Here is a 20636-nt window from a genome sequence, read left to right as displayed (position 1 = left end):
CCGTACTCCGTCCGATCGGACAGCTGGCGTTGCGGGCGTGCCGTAGCACGCTCGCGCCGACGCGGTCTCAGGCCGATCGGCTCAGCGGCTCGTCCGGCAGCCAGTCGCGGATCTTCTGGCCGAGCTTTTCGGGGCTGATCGGCTTGGAGAGGTAATCGTCCATTCCGGCTTCGAGACACTCGGCGCGATCGCCTTCGAGCGCATGCGCGGTGACACCGACGATCGGCGTACGTGCGCCGCTTTCGCCTTCCCGCGCACGGATGGCCCGGGTCGCCTCGTAGCCGTTCATCACCGGCATGGAGACATCCATCAGGATCATTGCCGGTGCCTGCTTCAAGAAGGCATCCAGTGCTTCCTTCCCGTTGTGCACGATCCGGTATTCGAGATCGAGCCCGTCGAGGATCTGGCTGAAGACGATCTGGTTGACCTCGTTGTCCTCGGCGACGAGGACCTGGCGGCTGCGCGCGATTTTCGGCTCGAGGGATGCGCCGTCGGCCGGTGCGGTCCTGGCGAGCGCCGCCTCTTCCGGATGGGCCGGTCCTTCCCGCCGATCGGCATCCTTGCCCGGGGCCGATGCCTTGCCTTCGGTGGCGGCAGCGGAAGGGGCCGGGTCCGCATCGGCTGCACGTCGGGTCTGGAGCATTTCCACGAGGGTCGAAAGCAGGAGGGCCGAGCGTGCCGGCTTCATCAGGCGCGCATCGACGCGCAGTTCGCAGTTGCGGTATTCGACCTCTGCCAAGTCGACGGAGGTCAGCATGAGGATGCGGGTCGAATTCCAGCCCGTCTGCGCTCTCAGCTTGCGCGCGACCTCGGCGCCGTTCATCCCCGGCATGTGGTAGTCGAGGATCACCGCGTCGACTTTCGTGCCGAGCCGGCTTGCCGCTTCCATGACGGCGAGCCCCTCCGGCCCGTCGGCCGCCGCGCACGCGTCGAAGCCCCATCCGCGCATCTGTTCCATCAGGATGCCGCGATTGACCGCGTTGTCGTCAATCACGAGGATGCGCGCGCCGCCGACATCGACGGGTATCGGCCGCGGCTTCGCCACCGCCCGGTCGACGGGCAGGTCGACGCGCACGATGAAGGTCGAGCCCTTGCCGTGCTCGCTTTCGACGTCGATGCGCCCGCCCATCATCTCGACGAGACCGCCTGCGATGGAAAGTCCGAGCCCGCTCCCCTCGTGCCTTCGCGTCGAGGACGTGTCGACCTGGCTGAACTTTTCGAAGATGCCGTCGAGCTTTTCCGGCGGAATTCCGATCCCGGTATCCTGCACGAGGATGGCGATGGCGGCGGTGTCGTTCCTGATCTTCGCGGCTACGTCGACGAGCACATGGCCCTTCTCGGTGAACTTCACGGCGTTGCCGAGCAGGTTCGTCACGATCTGGCGTATGCGCCCGACATCGCCGACGAGCCGTTCCGGCAGATCGGGCGCGGTGTGCACGATGAGCTCGATGTCCTTTTCCGCCACCCGCGAGGAGACGAGCGTCGCCACGTCCTCGATGGCTTCGGCGAGATCGAAGGGCGCGGTGTCGAGAGCCATCTGCCCGGCATCGATCTTCGAGAAGTCGAGAATGTCGTTGATGATCGTCAGAAGCGCGTTGCCGGATTTGACGATGACGTCGGTGAAGGTGCGCTGGCGCGTATCGAGCTGGGTGCGGGCGAGCAATTCCGCCATGCCGAGCACGCCGTTCATGGGCGTGCGGATTTCGTGGCTCATGTTGGCGAGGAATTCCGACTTCGCCTTGTCGGCCGATTCGGCACGCTCGAGCGCGGTCTCCAGATCGCCCTCCCGTCGCTTGGCCGCGGTAACGTCGGTCGTCGTCGTGATCATCGCGCCGTCGAGGTCGTCGTCGTCGGTCACGGTATCGATGCGCAGCCAGCGGCCGTCCTTGCCACGCCGCTCGATCGTTCGCGAACACCGCATCGCCTTGTCGGTGAGGATTCCGTCGAGCACGTGCCGCGCATCCTCACCGGCGCCGTAGGCCCCCTGCTCGGCAAGCGAGCGGATCATGGCTTCCCAGGAATCGCCGGGCGAGAAATGGTCGATCTCGTAGCCGGACATATCGAAGAACGCCCGATTGACGAACTGGATCTCCTCGTCGTGGATGCACAGCCCCTGCGCCATCGCCGAGGTCGCCTTGCGCATGAGGCTCGACGTGCGCTCGACCTCGGCGCGTGCCTGCGCGATGCGGCGTGCCTGTTCCTTCTGTTCGGTAATGTCGAAATGGCAGATCAGGCGGCGTCCCTGGGAAAGCTCGCGGATCGAGAAGATCAGCGTGCGTCCGTCCGCGAGCGACATTTCGCGCGGTTCGCACGCGCCGGCGCGCAGTTCGTCCATCCGCCGCGCGACGTAGGCCTCCCACTCGGCATCGTCGTCGAAATCGTAGCCGTCGGCGTGGTAGATGCGCTTGCGGCGATGGGCATCGAGGAGGCAGCGCACGTGACTGCCCGTCAGCCTTTCGTCCGGCGAATGCGCCCACATTTCGAAATAGGCCGAATTGATCGCCTCGATACTCTCGTCTGCGCCGACGACGACGACGCTCATCGCCAGCCCGTCGACGACGCTCTCGAGATCGGCACGGCTGAGATCGGCCTGGCGGCGCGCTTCACGAAGCTCACTCTCGCGTTCGACCTGCGCCGAGATATCGACGCTCGTGCCGATCATGCATGCCCGCCCGTTGGCAAGGCGCACGCGCGCCTTGCGCGTCACCAGCGGAATCTCCCGGCCCGAGGCGTGGGTGATCGTCTCCTGCTGCTGGGAAACCTCGCCCGAATCGAAGACGCGCTGGTCTTCGGCGAGCAGCGGCCGGCCTTCCTCCTCGCCGAAGATGCCGAGATCCGTGTTGCCGATCACCGTTTCGAGCGGACGGCCGGTCAGTTCGGCATAGGCGCGGTTGGCGAAGACGATCCGGAAATCCTCGTCCTTGGCGTAGGTCGAATTCGGCAGTTCGTCGAGAACGGCCTTGTACAGCTGCGCCTCTTCCTGGCTCTGCGCCTGTTCCCGTTCGGCCATGAAGACATCGGAGACGTCCATGCGCAGGCCGATCATCGCGCCGTCGTCGAGCCTCTGGATCGCCGCCTTGATCCAGCGCCCGTCGGCCAGTTGCTCCACCTTTTCGTAACGGCGGCGGTGGCTGAGCCGCATGCGCTCGGCGATCCATTCCTCGCGCGCACCGGTATCCGCAGCGGTGCCGGCATGAAGTGGGTCGGCGTCGTAGAGAGACTCGAGCATCTGGCGAAGCGTCGCGCCGCGGCGAAGATGCTGCGTCGGACCTTCGAACATGCTGCGCATCCGCGCGTTGACGAATTGCAGCACGTCGTCGGCATCGTAGATGACGATCCCGACATCCACCGATTCGAGCACGGCGGCCATGAGTTCGTTCGAGGTGAAGCGTCGCGTCTCGCCGGCGGACGTCGCCGCACCATCCGATGCGTCGCGATAGGCCGCGTTGCACGCCAGCCGTTCGCCCGCCGCATCGAGAACGCAAAGCGGCTCGTCGTAGGCCTCGATCGCGTCGACGAGATCGAGGTCGCGGTAATCGTTCTCGCACGCGCTCACCGGACCGACGGGCTCGGCATGCACCTCCGGTGCCGGCGAAGAAGCCATCGATTGCAGCCGGCCGACGATGAAGGGCATGCCGTCGGCGGTCTTCTCGCGTCGGATCCGGCAGCGCAGACGGTCGGCCTGCGGTCCCCCGGCGTCGATCACGGCGGTTTCCTCGCGACCGAAGACCAGGCTTCGTCGTTCCTTCTCGTCGCGTTCGCCGCCGTCGCCGCCGGCTAAGAGCTCGTCGTCGTGCATGCCCGGCATCGTCGCCGCGTCCACGCCGCAGAACGCGGCGTAGGCGGCATTTGCCAGACAGTAACGCAACGCCCCATCCTTGATGTAGCCGGGCTCTTCGCTTGCCTCGAGCTCGGCTTTCGCCGCCCGATAGGCGTCGTCCCTCTCGTCGATTTCCCGCACTTCCGACACTCTGCGCCCCTTTTCCCCAATCGACACGATGCGGCAGGTGCGCTTGAAAAAACGTTAACCATCGCGGACGGCACAGGCTGCCCATGCGCGGGACGCCCGCAAACCGGCGATCGGCGATCGAGTACGGCACGCTTCACAGACGCCGGCGCCGATGCTAAGCGATGCCGTCTTTTTACGCCGCGTTTGCAAAAGCGCGGCTGAACCGGTTTAAATCGAGCGAACAACGGCGACCGCCTTCACGAGCCGCCGGGGGAACTGGATGAGCGCCATCATCGAAGTCGAAAGCGTGTCGAAACGCTTCGGCGGCTTTCACGCGGTCGACGACTGCACGCTTTCCGTCGAGGAAGGTTCCGTCACGGGTCTGATCGGGCCGAACGGCGCCGGCAAGTCGACGCTGTTCAACATGGTCGCCGGCAATCTCGCGCCGACGTCGGGTACGATCCGCGTCGACGGCGAGGACGTGACCGGGCTTCCGGCCCATTCGCTCTTTTCGCGCGGCGTGCTCAGGACCTTCCAGATCGCCCACGAATTCTCGCATATGAGCGTCACGGAAAACCTGATGATGGTGCCGGAGCACCAGCACGGCGAGAGCCTGTTCTCGGCCTGGCTGCGCCCCGGTCGCGTCGCCCGCGAGGAGGCCGAGATCCATCGCGAGGCCGACGAGGTGCTCGACTTCCTCAAGATCACGCATCTGAGGAACGAGCGTGCCGGCAACCTTTCCGGTGGGCAGAAGAAGTTGCTCGAACTCGGCCGCACCATGATGACGAACGCGCGCGTGGTGCTCCTCGACGAGATCGCCGCCGGCGTGAACCGGACGCTTCTCAACGACCTCGCCGCCAACATCGAGCGGCTGAACACCGAGCGCGGCTATACCTTCTTCGTCATCGAGCACGACATGGATCTGATCGCCAGGCTTTGCGATCCAGTCATCGTCATGGCGGCCGGCACCGTGATGACGAAGGGTCACATCACCGACATCCAGAACAACCCGGCCGTGATCGAGGCCTATTTCGGCGGCTCGCCGACGGGCAACGCGACGGTCGAGACCGAGGCCGGCGACGCGGGGCACGTCAGCGCATGAGCCTGCTTTCGATCGACGGGCTGACCGCCGGCTACGGCCAGATGACCATCCTGCGCGACGTCGACATGGCGCTCGACGAGGGCGAGATCGGCGTCATCGTCGGCCCGAACGGGGCCGGCAAGTCGACCATGCTGAAGGCGATCTTCGGCATGCTGACGGTGACCGGTGGCTCCATCACCTTCGACGGAACCGACATCACCGGCATCCGTTCCGAAAAACTGGCCGGCCACCGCATCGCTTACGTGCCGCAGGAAAACAACGTATTCGCGAGCCTCACCGTCGAGGAAAACCTCGAGATGGGCGCCTATACGCGCCGCGACGACGTCTCGCACGTGCTCGACCACGTCTACGAGATCTTTCCCGACATGAAGGACAAGCGCCGCCAGCCGGCCGGCGAGCTTTCCGGCGGGCAGCGCCAGATGGTCGCCTTCGGACGCGCGCTGATGATCGAGCCGAAGCTCATCCTGCTCGACGAGCCGACGGCCGGCCTTTCGCCGATGTTCATGTCGGTCATCTTCGACCGTGTCATCGCCATCAACCGCACCGGCGTGACGGTCGCCATGGTCGAGCAGAACGCCAAGCAGGCGCTCGCCATTGCCCACAAGGGCTTCGTGCTCGCCGGCGGCCAGAACTCCTACACCGACACCGGGCAGAACCTGCTCGACAATCCGGAGGTCGCGCGCAGCTTCCTCGGAGGCTGAAGCGCATCGCCGCGGCACCGTGCAAGGGGCATTCGTGAACGCACTCGTCTTCTTCTTCGACAACGCGATCCTGTCGGGCCTCATCATCGGCGCGATCTACGCGCTCGGCGCCATCGGCGTGACGCTGATCTTCGGCATCCTGCGGTTTGCCCATTTCGCCCATGGCGACATGATGACGATGGGCGCCTTCCTCTCGCTGATCTTCGCCGTCCTCCTGCAATCGATGGGTATCCACAGCCCGATCGCGCTCGCCTTCTTCGGCATGTTCCCGGCGATGGCGGCGACGGCACTGATCGCGATCCTCTTCGACAAGCTCTTCTACAAGCCGCTGAGGGACGCCGGCGCGCGGCCCGTCGTCATGGTCATGGCCTCCGTCGGCGTGACGCTGATGCTGCAGGGCGTGCTGCGTGTCTTCGGCGGGGTCAGCGCGCGCTCGATGTACATCGGTTCCCCGAAGGCGATCTTCCAGTTCCACCTGCCGGACGCGACGCGGCCGATCGTGCTGACCGAGCCGCAGATCATTCTCTTCGTCTTTACGGCCGTCACCGTCTTCGCCCTGCACTATTTCCTGACCCGCACGCGGCTCGGCAAGGCGATGCGCGCCGTTTCCGACAATCCGGACCTCGCCAGCATCACCGGCATCGACATCCGCCATGTCGTGTGGGCGACGTGGATCATCGGCGGTGCGCTCGCCTGCGCGGCCGGCACGCTGCTTTCGATGGACGTGGCGCTGAAGCCGGACCTTTCGTTCAACATCCTGCTGCCGATCTTCGCTGCGACCATCGTCGGCGGCATCGGCCAGCCCTATGGCGCGATCGCCGGCGGCTTTCTCGTCGGACTTTGCGAATCCTTCGCCGTCTTCAACTGGTCGATCCTTCTGCGCCCGCTCGAACCGATGTTCGGCGTCGACTTTCCATCGAGCCTCGCGATCGTGCCGACGGAGTACAAGCTGATGATCCCCTTCGTGATCCTCATCATCGTGCTGATCTACCGGCCGACCGGCATCTTCAAGGGGAAGGTTCTTTAAGATGGCCGAAACCACCGCCACGCCAGCCCGCCCGCTCGTTCCCGTCCGCGATCTCGCTGCCTTCGCGGTGCTCGCGCTGATCGTGCTTGCCGTCTTCCTCTCGCAGGGCAGCGTCTATTCGCTGCGCGTGATGGTGGAAGCCGCCTGCTACGCGGTGTTGACCCTCGGGCTGACGATCCAGTGGGGCTATGCCGGGCTCTTCAATGTCGGCGTCATGGGCTTCCTCGCCACGGGCGCGGCGACCTCCATGCTCGTCTCCTACCCGACGAACCCGGACTTCTGGAATTCACCGGGTCCTGCGCTCGTCGCCATGTTCGTCGTCAAGCTGGCGATCTGCGGGGCTGCGATCTGGCTCGCCAACCGGGCCGAGCGCATCGGCTTCCATCGCCGGCTGAAAGGCCTTCTCGTCACGGCCGTGCTGATCGCCTCCTTCGTCGTCATCTCGTGGCACATGACGCACATGGCCGACGTGATCGAGAGCCAGGCGGGCTGGGTGGGCGGCCTCGGCCTGCCGGTCATCCTCGGCTGGCTCGTCGCGGGCCTCGTCGCCGGGCTCGTCGCATGGTTCGTCGGCAGGGTTTGCCTCGGCCTGCGCTCCGACTACCTGGCGATCGCGACACTCGGCATCGCCCAGATCATCAAGACCTTCCTCAAGAACGCCGACTGGCTGACGCGCGGCACGCTCACCGTCTCGCCGCTGCCCTGGCCGGTCCCGACGCCGGCGAACGGCGACTTCGCCTTCGCGCGCGGCATGTATCTGATCGTCGTCGTCATCGTCATGGCGCTCGTCTACCTTGCCCTCCAGCGCGCCTATTACGCACCCTGGGGCCGCATGATGCGTGCGATCCGCGACCGGGAAGACGCGGCCGCCGCCATGGGCAAGGACGTGACGGCCAGGCGGCGCGAGATCTTCGTGCTCGGCTGCGTCGTCATGGGCATCGGCGGCGCGATGCTGATCCATTTCGCGCAGATCTACGACCCGTCCGGCTTCATCGATCTCAACCACACCTTCCTGATCTGGGTGATGATGATCCTCGGCGGCGCCGGCAACAACCGCGGCGCGATCTTCGGCGCCATCTTCGTCTACATCGCCTGGACGATCTCCGAACCGATCGCACTGTGGCTCTTCCATACCGGCGCCGCCTACGCCCATGCATGGACCGGCTGGAACCCACCCTCCGACCTCGACAGCCGCGCCCTCCAGATGCGCGTCTTCGTCGTCGGCCTGACGATCACGCTGGTGCTAAGATACGCCCCACGAGGGATTTTGCCGGAGCCGGAGGCGCGGCATTGAGAAAACGGAGAATGCCGAACGCGACCCGCATCCGGCATCATTAACTGGTGGCGCTTGTTCGAACCCACCGGCGACCGTGCGTTACCGGGGTCGCTGCCGTTCCATCAGTTTCGCACCCCGTATGTCAGCAGATAGGTACGCGGCACCGAAATGCCGAGCTCGGTGCGGAAGCGATCATGGAACGCGACGAAATCGTTGTGCAGTTCATCGCGACGGCCGGTGTCGAGCGAGCCGGCAAGCGCCTTGGTCGGTCCGTAATTCTGCGAGAACATCGCCCATGCCGCCTCGCCGTCCGGCTCACGGTAGAATGAGACGCCATCCTCGAACGTCAGGTCGAAAGCCTCGCCGAGAAGCTCGCTGACTCGCTCCTCCCGTCCCCATTCGAACGGCGAGGGCGGTGCCGGATCGGGCGCAGTGGGCATGTAGGCCTTCATCACCTTGAACATCTCGAAGACGTTGCTGTCCGGCCGCCACGTCGTCAGCACCACGCGTCCGCCGCGACGAATTACGCGAGCGAGCTCCGATGCCGCGGCTTCCGGCCGCGTCGCGAACATGATGCCGCAAGTCGAGATCGCTGCATCGAACGTGCCGTCGCCGAAAGGCAAGGCTTCGGCGTCCCCGACGTCGTAGGTGATGTCGAGGCCTTCCGTCCTGGCCCGTTCTTCGGCTGCTTCGATCAGTTCGGCTCCGAGATCGATACCGACCACGCGTGCCCCGCGCCTGGCGACCAGCCGGGCGGCCCATCCGGTACCCGTCGCGATATCGAGCACCCGCTCGTCTTGCTCGGGGTTCAGTCGAAGCACGGCATGCTCGATGGAATCGGCGATACCGCGACTGATCCCCTCGTAGCCTGCGCCTGCGGAATTCCAGATCGATGCAGGACGCTCGTTATGCGCTTGAATGGCAGGCGCAACAGCATCATTCGTCATAACACCTTCCTCCTGATCAAGCGGCGAACCGCCGCCAACAATTCGACGGGACGATGCCAGCATTCGCCTGGAGGACCGAGCCGAATGTGATTGCAATCCGGGCCCTGCAAGGCGAACGGCAAGCAACACGAGAGCAAGATCAAGCACGGTTCGGTTTACCGCTTCACGACGGAACGCGCGCTCATACTGCGATTGAAGCGCAAACGCGGACAAACGCAACCGGAATCTTCCGCGCGGATCGGGGTTCGTGCACAATCGCGGATGGCTGACAGGCAGAACGTAGACACTTCAGTCCGCAGCCGCATCGTTGACGAACGCCGCCTCGCCTCCGTCGGCCTGCCGGAGGGCGTCCGTGAAATCCGGTGCGTTTCCCTTCCCCGTCGGCAGGGCGAAGACGGCGTAGGAGAGTGTCAGGCGCGGCAGGCCCTTCGTGGCGCCGTCCGCCTTCAGGATCCGCGGATCGACGAAGAAGCGGAAGGGGATCGTCACCGACGCGCCGGGCTTCACCACGCCGGTGTCTGGAAAGCTTGTCGGTGCGCGGAAGAAATAGGGAGCGGCCCAGGCGGGGGAGACGTCGAAGACGGCGCGGATGCGGATCGGATGCGTCGTCTCGTTCGACAGGCGGAAGCGCTCGGTCGTCACCCGGTCGAGCGTGGTTGCCGCTTCCGAGCGCTCGGCGGAAAAGGTGAGACCGGTTCCGCCGGCGAGGTTCGTGTCGAACGCGACCCGGATCGGGCGGCCCGCTTCATCGCCGGTATCCGTTGCATCGAGCGTGCGCGTCACCTGCGAGCGCTTCAGCGCACCCGGATGGCCGATCGCGCCGATCAGGCCGCGATAGAAGATCGGCGAGGCGAAGGCGGCGAGGCCCATGGCGCAGACGCCCGCGATCGCGACGGACGCGACGCGGCGGTTTCGCCGACGAAGGGCGATCAGGCGATCTTCTCCGTCCGGTGCGTTCATCCCCGCCTCCTGCAACGAAAAACGCGCCCGGTGATGGCCGGGCGCGTTCGTCTCGATCGATGGGTCCGGCGAATTAGTTGCTGGACTGGCTGTCGCTGGAAGACGAGCCGTTCGCCGATCCGTCCATCTTGATCTGACCGTTGTCCTTGACCTTGCCGTCGGCGAGCACGACCTCGTCGTAGACGCCCGGAACGTCGCCGTTCTGGTCGAAGTCGATCGGGCCGGTGGCGCCTTCGTAGTTCACGTCCTTGCCGGCATCGATGAGCTTCTTGGCCTTTGCCCACTCGCCCGGCATGATCTTCTCGCCGGGGCCCTTGGCGACCTCGGGAATGGCCGCGGCGACCTTGGCGCGATCGGCGCTGCCGGCCTTTTCGAGAGCCATGGCGAGGATGTAGGTCGCGTCGTAGGCGTTGGCGACGAAGGTGCCGTCCGCGTCGACGCCGGCCTTCTTCATGGCACTTTCATAGGCGCTCTTGCCGGGCGTGTCGGAAGCGCTCGGCTTCGTCATCGTCAGCTTGCCCTCGATGCCGGGCACGTTCTTCGTGAGCGAAGCGGCTACCATGCCGTCGCCGCCGAAGAACTTCTGGAAGTCGCCGCCTTCGAGCGCCTGGCGCAGGATGGTCTGGCCGGAACCGTCGGCATAGGCGAGCACGACGAGCGCGTCGGCGCCGGAAGCGGAGAGGTTGCCGATCTCCGAGCGGTAGTCGGCCTTGTTGTCCTCGTGCGCCTGCATGGCCGTCACTTCGCCGCCGTCCTTCTTGAAGGCGGTCTGGAAGGCTTCGGCGAAGCCCTTGCCGTAGTCGTTGTTGACGTAGGTCACGGCAACCGAATTGACGCCCTTGTCCTTCACCATCCGGGCGAGCACCTGACCCTGATAGGCGTCCGACGTCACCGTACGGAAGACGAGGTTCTTGTCCTTGAGGTCCGTCAGCGCCGGAGACGTGGAGGCCGGCGAGATCATCGCCACGCCGCCGGGGATCGCCGCGTTGTTGGCGACCGCGATGGTCGCGCCCGAACACATGGCGCCCATGATGGCGACGACCTTGTCGACGTTGACCGCGCGGTCGCCCGCATCGGCGGCCTTGGTGGCGTCCGAACAGGTCGTGTCGCCGACGTCCGCCTGAAGCTTGGCGCCGGAATCCCAGAGGCCGCCGTCGCTGTTGATCTCCTTCATCGCGGCCTTGGAGCCGTCGACGATCGGCTGGGCGAGGCTCTCGATCGGGCCGGTAATGCCGCCGAGCACGCCGATCTTGACCGTATCGGCCGCATTGGCTGCGCCGGCGAACGCCATCAGCGCCGCCCCTGCGAAGAGCGCGGTCCTTGTCCGTGACATCATATTCGATATCTCCCTGTTTTTGCCGCCGACGACGATCGCCGGCGTGTCCGTTCCACTCGTTTCGCCTCCCGGAGAAAGCCGAAAGCTGGCCGGATCATAACGAATCCTCGGCCGGACGAAAGTCGTTTCCGGCCGGATGGTTTAACGCGTTTTCGACGCATACGGAAACGCATTGGGGACGGTCGGGAACCAACTCGCGCAATTTTCGCTCGCATACGAGCGGCCGAACGGCAAGGATCGGTCGTGACGGGGCTTCCGTTTTTCGTTATCAGGGTCCAAATAGACCCCTGCGCGCTGGATGCCGAAGGCATTCGGCCGCGCCTGGAGGAACCATCGCCCGTCGAACCGGCCCGCCACTCGAACGAGCGCGCAGCCGGCGGAAGGATCTCAAGCTCATGCCACCCTATCGCTCTCGCACCACCACGCACGGACGCAACATGGCCGGCGCGCGCGGCCTCTGGCGCGCCACCGGCATGAAGGACGACGATTTCGGCAAGCCGATCATCGCGGTCGTCAACTCCTTCACGCAGTTCGTGCCCGGCCACGTGCACCTCAAGGACCTCGGCCAGCTCGTCGCCAGGGAAGTGGAAAAGGCCGGTGGCGTGGCGAAGGAATTCAACACGATCGCCGTCGACGACGGCATCGCGATGGGCCACGACGGCATGCTCTATTCGCTGCCTTCGCGCGAGATCATCGCCGATTCCGTCGAATACATGGTCAATGCGCACTGCGCCGACGCGATGGTGTGCATTTCCAATTGCGACAAGATCACCCCCGGCATGCTGATGGCCGCCATGCGCCTCAACATTCCGGCCGTCTTCGTCTCGGGCGGACCGATGGAAGCCGGCAAGGTCGAGCTTCAGGGCAAGGAACGCGCGATCGACCTCGTCGACGCGATGGTGGCGGCCGGCGACGAACGCATCTCCGACGAGGACGTCGCGACGATGGAGCGCTCCGCCTGCCCGACCTGCGGCTCGTGCTCGGGCATGTTCACGGCGAACTCGATGAACTGCCTGACGGAAGCGCTCGGCCTGTCGCTGCCCGGCAACGGCTCGACGCTCGCAACCCACGCCGACCGGCGCCGCCTCTTCGTCGAGGCCGGCCATCTCGCCGTCGACATCGCACGCCGCTACTACGAGCAGGAGGACGAAAACGTCCTGCCGCGCACCATCGCGAACCGGAAATCCTTCGAGAACGCCATGGCGCTCGACATCGCCATGGGCGGGTCGACCAACACCGTGCTGCACATCCTCGCCGCCGCGAAGGAAGGGGAGATCGACTTCGACCTCGACGACATCAACGCGCTGTCGCGAAAGGTGCCGTGCCTTTGCAAGGTCGCCCCGTCCAAGGACGACGTGCACATGGAGGACGTCCACCGTGCCGGCGGCATCATGGCGATCCTCGGCGAACTCGACCGCGCGGGCCTCCTGCACGCCGAGCAGCCGACCGTGCATTCCGAGACGCTCGGCCATGCGCTCGCGCAATGGGACGTCAAGCAGAGCACGAGCGAAAACGTGCGCAAGTTCTATTCCGCGGGGCCCGGAGGCAAGCCGACGCAGATCGCCTTCAGCCAGGAATCGCGCTGGGAAAGTCTCGATACCGACCGCGAAAAGGGCGTCATCCGCGACATCGCCCACGCCTTTTCCGCCGATGGCGGGCTTGCCGTGCTCAAAGGCAACCTCGCGGCCGACGGCTGCGTGGTGAAGACGGCCGGCGTCGACGAATCGATCCTGCGCTTCTCCGGCCCGGCCCGCGTCTTCGAAAGCCAGGATACTGCCGCCAGCGCCATCCTGACGGGCAAGATCAACGAGGGCGACGTCGTCGTCATCCGCTACGAAGGGCCGAAGGGCGGGCCCGGCATGCAGGAGATGCTCTATCCGACGAGCTACCTGAAATCGAAGGGCCTCGGAAAAGCCTGCGCGCTCGTCACCGATGGCCGCTTTTCCGGTGGAACGTCCGGCCTTTCGATCGGCCACGTCTCGCCGGAGGCAGCCCAGGGCGGCGTCATCGGCCTCGTCGAGGAAGGCGATACGATCGCAATCGACATCCCGAACCGCACGATCGCGCTTTCGGTGGACGAGGGCGAGCTTGCCCGGCGGCGGGCCGAGAAGGACCGCGACGGCTGGAAGCCGACCGAACAGCGCCGCCGCAAGGTCTCCAAGGCTCTTCGTGCCTACGCCGCCTTCGCCACGAGCGCCGATCAGGGCGCGGTGCGCGTGGTGGAGTAGCAAAGAGCGAATCGCAGCGGTCGAGCGGGCCCACCGGCCGTGATTCGACCCGGCTCGATCGCGGGTAAGGCGAGCATCCTTCGTGTGGTCCGACGATCGTGCGAAGGCGCCGCCTTCCCGATCGAAATCGCCCGCATGACGAATTCATTTCGTCTTTCGAATATTTCGCCTTAGCCTTCGCACATGGATCCGCATCGCGAGGGCGATCGCCACGAGGGCGATCACCAGAAGGCAGCTACGGGCGACATCTACAAGCCCGAACCCGGGATGGCGGAACGCAAGCTCGTCATCGGCAGCTTCCACGTGCTGGAACGCCTGCTGCTCGGCGTCGTCGCACTGCTGACGCTGGCGGGTGCCGCCTTCGAGGTCGCCGGCGTCTTCGAGAACGGCACGGTGACGCTCGCCGACATCCTGCTCATGTTCCTCTACACCGAAGTCGTCGGCATGGTGGCGGTCTTCTACTCCGGCCAGCGCTCCGTCTTCGTCTATCCGATCTTCATCGGCATCACCGCGCTTGCCCGCCTCATCATCCTGCAGGGCAAGGAGATGGCGCCGGAAAACATCCTCTTCGAAGCGGGTGCGATCCTGCTGCTTTCGCTCGCAGCCCTCATCGTGGTGCGCATCAGCCGGCGGTAATCGTCACCGCGCCGTCGACATTCCGCTTGACTTCGCAACCGCGAAGAACGACATGTGGCGTGCTTTCATCTTCCCGGCCGCCGCGTGAGCGCGCCCCGTATTCGGCCCTTCGCCGACCCTTCGAGGAAGACCAGAGCGCGACATGATGACGTGGGCCGCTTCCGCTGCCCGACGCGCTCGGAAAGTTCGTTTTCCAATCCAAGTTCCCATTTCACGCGGGGTTCTTGACGCCGGCCGATCGCCCGCCTGCGCCATGAGGCGTGTGCGCGTGTCGTCCGGTGACCCCGAAAGGCAATGATTTGACCGCTTTCGATACGCTGGGCCTTTCCGCCCAGACCCTCAAGACGCTCGCCGGACTCGGCTACACGGAACCGACGCCGATCCAGAGCCAGGCGATCCCGCTGGTGCTCGCAGGCCACGACATCGTCGGCCTCGCCCAGACGGGCACCGGCAAGACGGCCGCCTTCGGCCTGCCGCTCGTCGAGGACCTTCTCGCCGAGGCGCAAAAGCCCGAGCCGAAGAAGGTACGCGCGCTGATCCTGGCACCCACGCGCGAGCTCGTGAACCAGATCGCCACCAATCTGAAATCCTTCTCCAAGCGCTCGCCGCTCTTCGTCGGCACCGTCGTCGGCGGCGCGTCGATCAACATGCAGGCGAAGATGCTGTTTCGCGGCGTCGACGTGCTCGTCGCGACGCCCGGCCGGCTGATCGATCTTCTCGACCGCAAGGCACTGTCGCTCGACGCGACGCGCCGTCTCGTCCTCGACGAGGCCGACCAGATGCTCGACATCGGCTTCATCCACGATCTGCGCAAGATCGCCAAGCTTGTGCCGGCCAAGCGCCAGACGCTGCTCTTTTCCGCGACGATGCCCAAGCAGATCGCCGATCTCGCCGACGCCTTCCTGACGAACCCGAAGACGGTTTCCGTCACTCCGCCCGGGCGCACGGCCGACAAGGTCGAGCAGCACGTACATTTCGTTGCCGACCGCAATGCCAAGACCGCGCTCCTGAGCCGGTCGCTCGCCGACAACCCCAATGGCCTGGCCCTTGTCTTCTCGCGTACGAAGCACGGCGCGGAAAAGCTGATGAAGAGCCTGCGTGGTGACGGGTTCGAGGCTGCCTCGATCCACGGCAACAAGAGCCAGAACCAGCGCGACCGTGCGCTGAAGGCGTTCCGCGACGGCGATATCCGCGTGCTCGTGGCGACCGACGTCGCCGCCCGCGGCATCGACGTGCCGGGGGTCAGCCACGTCTACAACTACGACCTGCCGGACGTGCCGGACGCCTATGTCCACCGCATCGGCCGCACCGCGCGCGCCGGCGCCACCGGCCAGGCGATCGCCTTCTGCACGCCGGAAGAGGTGGGCCTGCTGCGCGGCATCGAACGCCAGACGGGCATCGCCGTTACCGTGGCATCCGGCGAGGCGCCGGCCCATGCGCCCGCACCGTCGCGCAAGCGCGGCAACGGCAACGGCAACGGCAACCGCTCGCGCAAGCCTTCGGGCCCCGGCAAGGCGAAGCCGAACGCCCCGCGTCGCGAGGCGAACGGAGACCGTTCCGCACGTCCCGGCGGCAAGGACGCAAAGCCCGCACGCAGGCCCCGGCGCAACCGGCCGAATCGCCGCACCGCCGCCTCGGCCTGATCCGCGTTCGTTCACGCCCGCCTCGTCCGTTCGAGGCGGGCGTACGACTTCGTGTCCCGCGAAGTGACATGGGCCCGGATTGCAACCGCGCTTTTGCGGCGTCATAACGCTGAAGCGAGGAAGAACCGGTGCGCGTAAGGGACGATCGAACGCCCGCGCCACTGGTGCGGGATCCGGGGAGACGAGCATGACCAGCGCACCGCAGGACTTTGCCGGCAGGGATATCGGCGGCACGGCCTACGAACTTGCCGAAGGCGCGATCTACGAGCCCGACGGCGACACCGCCTGGTGGCTCGATATTCTCGACCGCACCCTCGTCGAATACCGGATCGGCGAAGACCGGCTGACCACCCATGCGCTTCCGATGATGGCGAGCGCGCTTGCCCGCATCGACGGCGAACGCCACGTGATCGTTTCCGAGGACGGTCTGTGCGTACGGCAGAAGAAGAGCGGGACGATGTCCCGCTACATGGAGATCGAGTCCGATACCGACGCGACCCGCTCCAACGATTCGCGCGTCCACCCGTGCGGGGCACTGTGGACGAGCACCATGGGCAAGCATGCCGAGGACGGTGCCGGCTCGATCTATCACGTGTTCGAGGGAAAGCTGACGCGCCTCTTCACGCGCATCTCGATTCCAAACGCGATCTGCTTTTCCGCCGACGGCGCGACCGGATACTTCACGGATACGCGCATCGGCGACATCATGCGCGTCGATCTCGACCCGCAGACGGGGCGCCCGACCGGCGAGCCGCAGGTCTTCGCCCCGCACGACAGCGCCCCCGGCAATGCGGACGGGGCGGTCGTCGACGCGCACGGCAACCTGTGGAACGCACGTTTCGGCGCCGGCATCGTCGCCGTCTACGCCCCGGACGGCAGCCTTTCGCGCACGGTCGACATACCGGCGGGTCAGGCGACCTGCCCCGCTTTCGTGGGCGCCGATGCAGACCGGCTGATCGTGACGAGCGCCTTCGAGGGCATGGACGAGAGCGCTCGCTCGAAGGACCCGTTGGCGGGCCACGTCTTCATGCCGGATATTTCCGTCGAAGGCCGCCTCGACCCGATCATGCGGCTCTGACGCCTGCCAGTCGGCACGCGCGTGGCGATCAGGCGTCGAGCGTATCGGGTTCGCGCTTGCCGCGCCCGCTGCAAACGAGCTTGTACGCCTGTTCGGCGCTCATCGGTCGGCCGTAATAGTAACCCTGCCCTTGCGCGCAGCCGAGCTTGACGAGCTTGCCGGACTGGTCGGCCTCCTCGATGCCTTCCGCGACGACGCCGAGGTCGAGCCCCTCGCACATCGTCAGGATCGCCCGGATGATGTGTTCGCTCGGCCGGTTCCAGGCGATCTCGGAAACGAAGGCGCGGTCGATCTTGACCTTGTCGAAGTCGAAGTCGCGCAGGCGGCCGAGGCTCGACTGTCCGGTGCCGAAATCGTCGAGCGAGATGCGCGCGCCGGCTGCCCTCAGCTCTTCGAGGATGCCGCGTGCCGTCTCCGGGTCGCTCATCATCGCCGTCTCGGTGATCTCAAGTTCGAGCCGGCGCGGATCGAAGCCGACGCGATCGACGATGGCGAGGATGCCGAACGCCGTCGAGGGGTCCATGAGCTGGGCGGAGGAAAGGTTGAATGAAAGGAAAATGTCCTTCGGCCATGTGAGCGCCGCGCGCGCGGCCTTTCTCAGGAGCAACTCCGTCAGCGGCTCGATGAAGGCGCGTTCCTCGGCAAGCGGAATGAAGACGGCGGGCGGCACGGTGCCGAGCTCGTTGTCGTACCAGCGGGCAAGCGCCTCGAAGCCGAGAACGCGCTCGTTCGAAAGGTCAACGATCGGCTGGAAGTGCACCTCGACGTCGTCGGCGATGATCGCCCGGCGCAGCGCCTGCTCGATCTGCGTGGCGCGCTTCATCTCGTTGGCGATCTCTTCGGAATACACGGTGATGCCGCCCCGCCCGCGTCGCTTCGAGCGATAGAGCGCGGTGTCGGCGCTCTTCATCAGTTCGGCAAAGGTCTCGCCGGCGAAGGGATAGACCGCAAAACCGAAGGAAGCGGAAAGGCGCACGTTCCGGTCGCCGAGATCGTAGGGTGCCGAAAGCACCTCCTTGAACATCCGCCCGATGCGTTCGGCGCCCTTCTTCTCGAAGACGAGCGGCAGCAGGAAGGCGAACTCGTCGCCCTCTAGCCGTACGACGGAAGCGCCATCCGGTAGGCAGGCGCGCAGCCGATGCGCGACCTGGCACAGGATGGCGTTGCCCGCGCTCTGGCCGAACACGTCGTTGATCGGCTTGAAACTGTCGAGATTGGCGATGCCCATTGTGAACGGCGCCGGATCGTCGGCCCGTTCGGCGGCGAGGTTGACGATGCGATCGCGCAGCCGCCGCTGGTTCCCCAATCCGGTCAGCGGATCCACGAATGCCAACGTGGCAAGATCGTTTTCCTCACAGTCGTGATAATCCGCCCCGGAGGACATTCCGCCTTCGGTCCTTCTTACAAGAAAATGCCGTTCACCGCCTCACGATGTGGTCAAAGTCTTAAAGATTCCATAGCAACCGGCGCTTTCCGATTCCGATCGAGCATTTTGTGGTGTGAAAACGAAGCATGTTCGAACGCGGCGCTTCCGCTCGACTTGCGAATCCTTATGATCGGCATGATGCCCATCCGATTGCTGCCCGATACCCTCGTCAACCAGATTGCCGCCGGCGAAGTCATCGAACGCCCCGCCAGCGCCGTGAAGGAACTCGTCGAAAACGCCATCGACGCCGGTGCGCGCACGATCGAGATCGCAACGGCGGGCGGCGGCAAGACGATGCTTCGGGTCACCGACGACGGCGGCGGCATGGGTGGCGAAGACCTCGCGCTTTCGGTAATGCGCCACTGCACCTCCAAGCTCGGCGGCGACCTCGCCGATATCCGCTCGCTCGGCTTTCGCGGCGAAGCCCTGCCTTCGATCGGCTCGGTCGCGAGACTTTCTTTGAAGAGCCGGGTCGCGGGCGGCGAAGGTCACGAGGTGCGGGTTACCGGCGGTGCCGTCGAGCCGGTGCGGCCGGCGGCATGCAATCCCGGTACGATCGTGGAGGTGCGCGACATCTTCTTCGCCACCCCGGCGCGGCTCAAATTCATGAAGGGCGAGCGTGCGGAAGCCGGTGCGATCACCGAAGTGGTCAAGCGCATGGCGCTCGCCTTCCCGCACATACGCTTTACGCTTTCGGGCAGCGACCGCACGACGCTCGATCTTCCCGCCTGCGAGCACGACGCCTCCGCCCGCCTCGCCCAGATCCTCGGACGCGAATTCCTGGAAAACGCGATCGCGCTCGATGCCGAACGGGAGGGCGTGCGGCTTTCGGGCCATTGCGGGCTGCCGACGTTCAACCGGGCGAACACCCTGCACCAGTTCGCCTTCGTCAACGGACGGCCGGTGCAGGACAAGCTGATCGCATCTGCCTTGCGCGGCGCCTATTCCGACACGATGGCGCGGGGGCGCTATCCCGTCGCGGTTCTCGATATCGGGCTCGATCCGGCACTCGTCGACGTCAACGTGCATCCGGCCAAGGCGGATGTGCGCTTCCGGGATCCGGGTCTCGTGCGCGGCCTCGTCGTCGGCGCCATCCGCCAGGCGCTCGCCCGCGAGGGCGACCGGGCGAGCAGCGCCGGCGCGGAGGAAGCTTTGCGCGCCTTTCGGCCGGGCTTCGGTATGCGCGGTGCAAGCGAGCGGCCAGGCAGGTGGACGAACGGATCCACCGCGCAAGCGCCCGCCGCATCCAATTTCGTCGATGCCCTGGCGACTTCGCCGCAACGCCCGCTCGAAACGGTCGCGCATGCCGTCGGCGGCTTCTTCGAGGAAGGCCAAGCCGCCTTCGACCCGGTTTCGGTGCCGAGCGCTCGCACCGAGACGGCATCGCCGCTGGACACGACGAACGGCGAAGACCATCCGCTCGGTGCCGCACGCGCGCAGCTTCACGAGAACTACATCGTCGCACAGACGCAAGACGGGCTCGTCATCGTCGATCAGCATGCCGCGCACGAACGGCTCGTCTACCAGGCGATGAAGGCCGCGTTGCACGCCGGACCCGTTCCCGCGCAGGCGCTGCTCATTCCCGAGATCGTCGACCTGCCGGAAGAGGACTGCGACCGGCTGATGGAGCATGCCGAGACGCTGCACAGGCTCGGCCTTTCGATCGAACGCTTCGGCCCCGGCGCGATCGCCGTCAGGGAAACGCCGTCGATGCTCGGCGAGGTGGACGCTGCCGGTATCGTCCGCCAGCTTGCCGAGGAAATCGCCGAATGGCGCGATGCGTCGAGCCTTGCCGCACGGCTCGACTACGTCGCCGCGACGATGGCTTGCCACGGATCGGTCCGCTCGGGCCGGCGGCTCGCCGGCGCGGAGATGGACGCGCTGTTGCGGCAGATGGAGGCGACGCCCGGTTCCGGTCAGTGCAACCACGGCCGGCCGACCTATATCGAGCTTCGCCTCGACGACATCGAACGGCTTTTCGGCCGTCGCTGACACGGGTGGGCTTTCGACGGCGGCGGAAAAACGTGCCCTCGTCTGTTCTCCCGCGGCGCACTGTGCGATAGGTCGCGCAGACACGCAGCATGGAGACCACCATGAACCGCTTCGAAGGCCCCGGTTCGCGCAAGGCGAAGGTGCGCTACCTCGACGGCGACTTTCAGGTCATCGCGCCCGGCACCCACGTGGTTTGCGCCGTGACCGGCGAAACCATTCCGCTCGACGAGTTGCGGTATTGGAGCGTGGCCCGCCAGGAAGCCTATGTCGACGTCCATGCCGCACTGAAGGCCGAACAGGAGGCCGGCACGGTTCCCGCCTCCGAGTGAACCGGC

The 20636-nt window shown here is 65.8% G+C and carries 15 protein-coding genes; 10 read left to right on the top strand and 5 right to left on the bottom strand.

Features of this window, described 5'->3' with window-relative positions; all coding sequences use genetic code 11:
- Positions 1 to 67 precede the first annotated feature (67 nt).
- A complete protein-coding gene (locus FJU11_RS14255) occupies positions 68 to 3970 on the bottom strand; it encodes a response regulator (RefSeq protein WP_141167742.1) in 3903 nt (1300 codons plus the stop codon).
- Positions 3971 to 4238: 268 nt separating this feature from the next.
- Here FJU11_RS14255 and FJU11_RS14250 point away from each other — a divergent pair, with 268 nt between their 5' ends.
- Genes FJU11_RS14250 through FJU11_RS14235 form a run of 4 tightly spaced genes read left to right on the top strand, consistent with a single transcriptional unit; the run spans position 4239 to position 8073 of the window.
- The gene (locus FJU11_RS14250) at positions 4239 to 5051 is read left to right on the top strand and encodes an ABC transporter ATP-binding protein (protein WP_216629287.1); all 813 of its coding nucleotides are present in this window, start codon (positions 4239 to 4241) and stop codon (positions 5049 to 5051) included.
- Positions 5048 to 5752: an ABC transporter ATP-binding protein gene (locus FJU11_RS14245; RefSeq protein ID WP_141167740.1), complete on the top strand. Its 705-nt coding sequence runs from the start codon at positions 5048 to 5050 to the stop codon at positions 5750 to 5752. Before FJU11_RS14250 ends, FJU11_RS14245 begins: the two co-directional genes overlap by 4 nt.
- Positions 5753 to 5786: 34 nt before the next feature.
- Positions 5787 to 6779 (top strand): branched-chain amino acid ABC transporter permease, encoded by a 993-nt coding sequence (locus FJU11_RS14240; protein ID WP_141167739.1) that lies wholly within the window; start codon positions 5787 to 5789, stop codon positions 6777 to 6779.
- Position 6780: 1 nt separating this feature from the next.
- The gene (locus FJU11_RS14235) at positions 6781 to 8073 is read left to right on the top strand and encodes a branched-chain amino acid ABC transporter permease (protein WP_141167738.1); all 1293 of its coding nucleotides are present in this window, start codon (positions 6781 to 6783) and stop codon (positions 8071 to 8073) included.
- A 104-nt stretch (positions 8074 to 8177) separates the two neighbouring features.
- On the opposite strand, the gene FJU11_RS14230 is transcribed toward FJU11_RS14235, so the two are convergent.
- The 3 genes from FJU11_RS14230 to FJU11_RS14220 all read right to left on the bottom strand — a co-directional run bounded on the left by FJU11_RS14230 (position 8178) and on the right by FJU11_RS14220 (position 11298).
- Positions 8178 to 9002: a methyltransferase domain-containing protein gene (locus FJU11_RS14230; protein WP_141167737.1), complete on the bottom strand. Its 825-nt coding sequence runs from the start codon at positions 9000 to 9002 to the stop codon at positions 8178 to 8180.
- Between the two features lie 288 nt (positions 9003 to 9290).
- Complete coding sequence (locus FJU11_RS14225) at positions 9291 to 9962, bottom strand: cytochrome c oxidase assembly protein (protein WP_141167736.1); 672 nt, start codon at positions 9960 to 9962, stop codon at positions 9291 to 9293.
- A gap of 73 nt (positions 9963 to 10035) precedes the next feature.
- Positions 10036 to 11298, bottom strand: a complete 1263-nt coding sequence (locus tag FJU11_RS14220; RefSeq protein ID WP_141167735.1) for an ABC transporter substrate-binding protein — start codon at positions 11296 to 11298, stop codon at positions 10036 to 10038.
- A gap of 395 nt (positions 11299 to 11693) precedes the next feature.
- Here FJU11_RS14220 and ilvD point away from each other — a divergent pair, with 395 nt between their 5' ends.
- The 4 genes from ilvD (at position 11694) to FJU11_RS14200 (ending at position 16883) form a co-directional block, all read left to right on the top strand.
- Positions 11694 to 13526: a dihydroxy-acid dehydratase gene (ilvD, locus tag FJU11_RS14215; protein WP_141167734.1), complete on the top strand. Its 1833-nt coding sequence runs from the start codon at positions 11694 to 11696 to the stop codon at positions 13524 to 13526.
- A gap of 183 nt (positions 13527 to 13709) precedes the next feature.
- Positions 13710 to 14162, top strand: coding sequence for a phosphate-starvation-inducible protein PsiE (locus FJU11_RS14210; RefSeq protein WP_141167733.1), 453 nt, complete (start codon positions 13710 to 13712; stop codon positions 14160 to 14162).
- Positions 14163 to 14461: 299 nt separating this feature from the next.
- A complete protein-coding gene (locus tag FJU11_RS14205) occupies positions 14462 to 15805 on the top strand; it encodes a DEAD/DEAH box helicase (RefSeq protein ID WP_141167732.1) in 1344 nt (447 codons plus the stop codon).
- Between the two features lie 187 nt (positions 15806 to 15992).
- Positions 15993 to 16883 (top strand): SMP-30/gluconolactonase/LRE family protein, encoded by an 891-nt coding sequence (locus FJU11_RS14200; RefSeq protein WP_141167731.1) that lies wholly within the window; start codon positions 15993 to 15995, stop codon positions 16881 to 16883.
- Between the two features lie 28 nt (positions 16884 to 16911).
- Here the strand turns inward: FJU11_RS14200 and FJU11_RS14195 are convergent, their stop codons facing one another.
- Positions 16912 to 18267, bottom strand: coding sequence for a putative bifunctional diguanylate cyclase/phosphodiesterase (locus FJU11_RS14195; RefSeq protein WP_141167730.1), 1356 nt, complete (start codon positions 18265 to 18267; stop codon positions 16912 to 16914).
- Positions 18268 to 18447: 180 nt separating this feature from the next.
- Here FJU11_RS14195 and mutL point away from each other — a divergent pair, with 180 nt between their 5' ends.
- Together mutL and FJU11_RS14185 are read left to right on the top strand one after the other, a co-directional pair.
- Positions 18448 to 20301: a DNA mismatch repair endonuclease MutL gene (gene mutL / locus FJU11_RS14190; protein WP_141167729.1), complete on the top strand. Its 1854-nt coding sequence runs from the start codon at positions 18448 to 18450 to the stop codon at positions 20299 to 20301.
- A gap of 101 nt (positions 20302 to 20402) precedes the next feature.
- Positions 20403 to 20630 (top strand): DUF2093 domain-containing protein, encoded by a 228-nt coding sequence (locus tag FJU11_RS14185; RefSeq protein WP_141167728.1) that lies wholly within the window; start codon positions 20403 to 20405, stop codon positions 20628 to 20630.
- Positions 20631 to 20636 lie beyond the last annotated feature (6 nt).

Source organism: Pararhizobium mangrovi (genome assembly GCF_006516965.1).
Taxonomy (GTDB): domain Bacteria; phylum Pseudomonadota; class Alphaproteobacteria; order Rhizobiales; family Rhizobiaceae; genus Pararhizobium_B; species Pararhizobium_B mangrovi.
This window is presented reverse-complemented; position numbering and strand designations above follow the sequence as displayed.

What these genes read in the sequence shown, in the direction of transcription:
- FJU11_RS14200 (WP_141167731.1), top strand. Translation starts at nt 15,993, where the DNA reads ATGACCAGCGCACCGCAGGACTTTGCCGGCAGGGATATCGGCGGCACG.
- FJU11_RS14185 (WP_141167728.1), top strand. Translation starts at nt 20,403, where the DNA reads ATGAACCGCTTCGAAGGCCCCGGTTCGCGCAAGGCGAAGGTGCGCTAC.
- FJU11_RS14220 (WP_141167735.1), bottom strand. Translation starts at nt 11,298, where the DNA reads ATGATGTCACGGACAAGGACCGCGCTCTTCGCAGGGGCGGCGCTGATG.
- FJU11_RS14225 (WP_141167736.1), bottom strand. Translation starts at nt 9,962, where the DNA reads ATGAACGCACCGGACGGAGAAGATCGCCTGATCGCCCTTCGTCGGCGA.
- FJU11_RS14195 (WP_141167730.1), bottom strand. Translation starts at nt 18,267, where the DNA reads ATGTCCTCCGGGGCGGATTATCACGACTGTGAGGAAAACGATCTTGCC.
- FJU11_RS14210 (WP_141167733.1), top strand. Translation starts at nt 13,710, where the DNA reads ATGGATCCGCATCGCGAGGGCGATCGCCACGAGGGCGATCACCAGAAG.
- mutL (WP_141167729.1), top strand. Translation starts at nt 18,448, where the DNA reads ATGCCCATCCGATTGCTGCCCGATACCCTCGTCAACCAGATTGCCGCC.
- ilvD (WP_141167734.1), top strand. Translation starts at nt 11,694, where the DNA reads ATGCCACCCTATCGCTCTCGCACCACCACGCACGGACGCAACATGGCC.
- FJU11_RS14235 (WP_141167738.1), top strand. Translation starts at nt 6,781, where the DNA reads ATGGCCGAAACCACCGCCACGCCAGCCCGCCCGCTCGTTCCCGTCCGC.
- FJU11_RS14245 (WP_141167740.1), top strand. Translation starts at nt 5,048, where the DNA reads ATGAGCCTGCTTTCGATCGACGGGCTGACCGCCGGCTACGGCCAGATG.
- FJU11_RS14230 (WP_141167737.1), bottom strand. Translation starts at nt 9,002, where the DNA reads ATGACGAATGATGCTGTTGCGCCTGCCATTCAAGCGCATAACGAGCGT.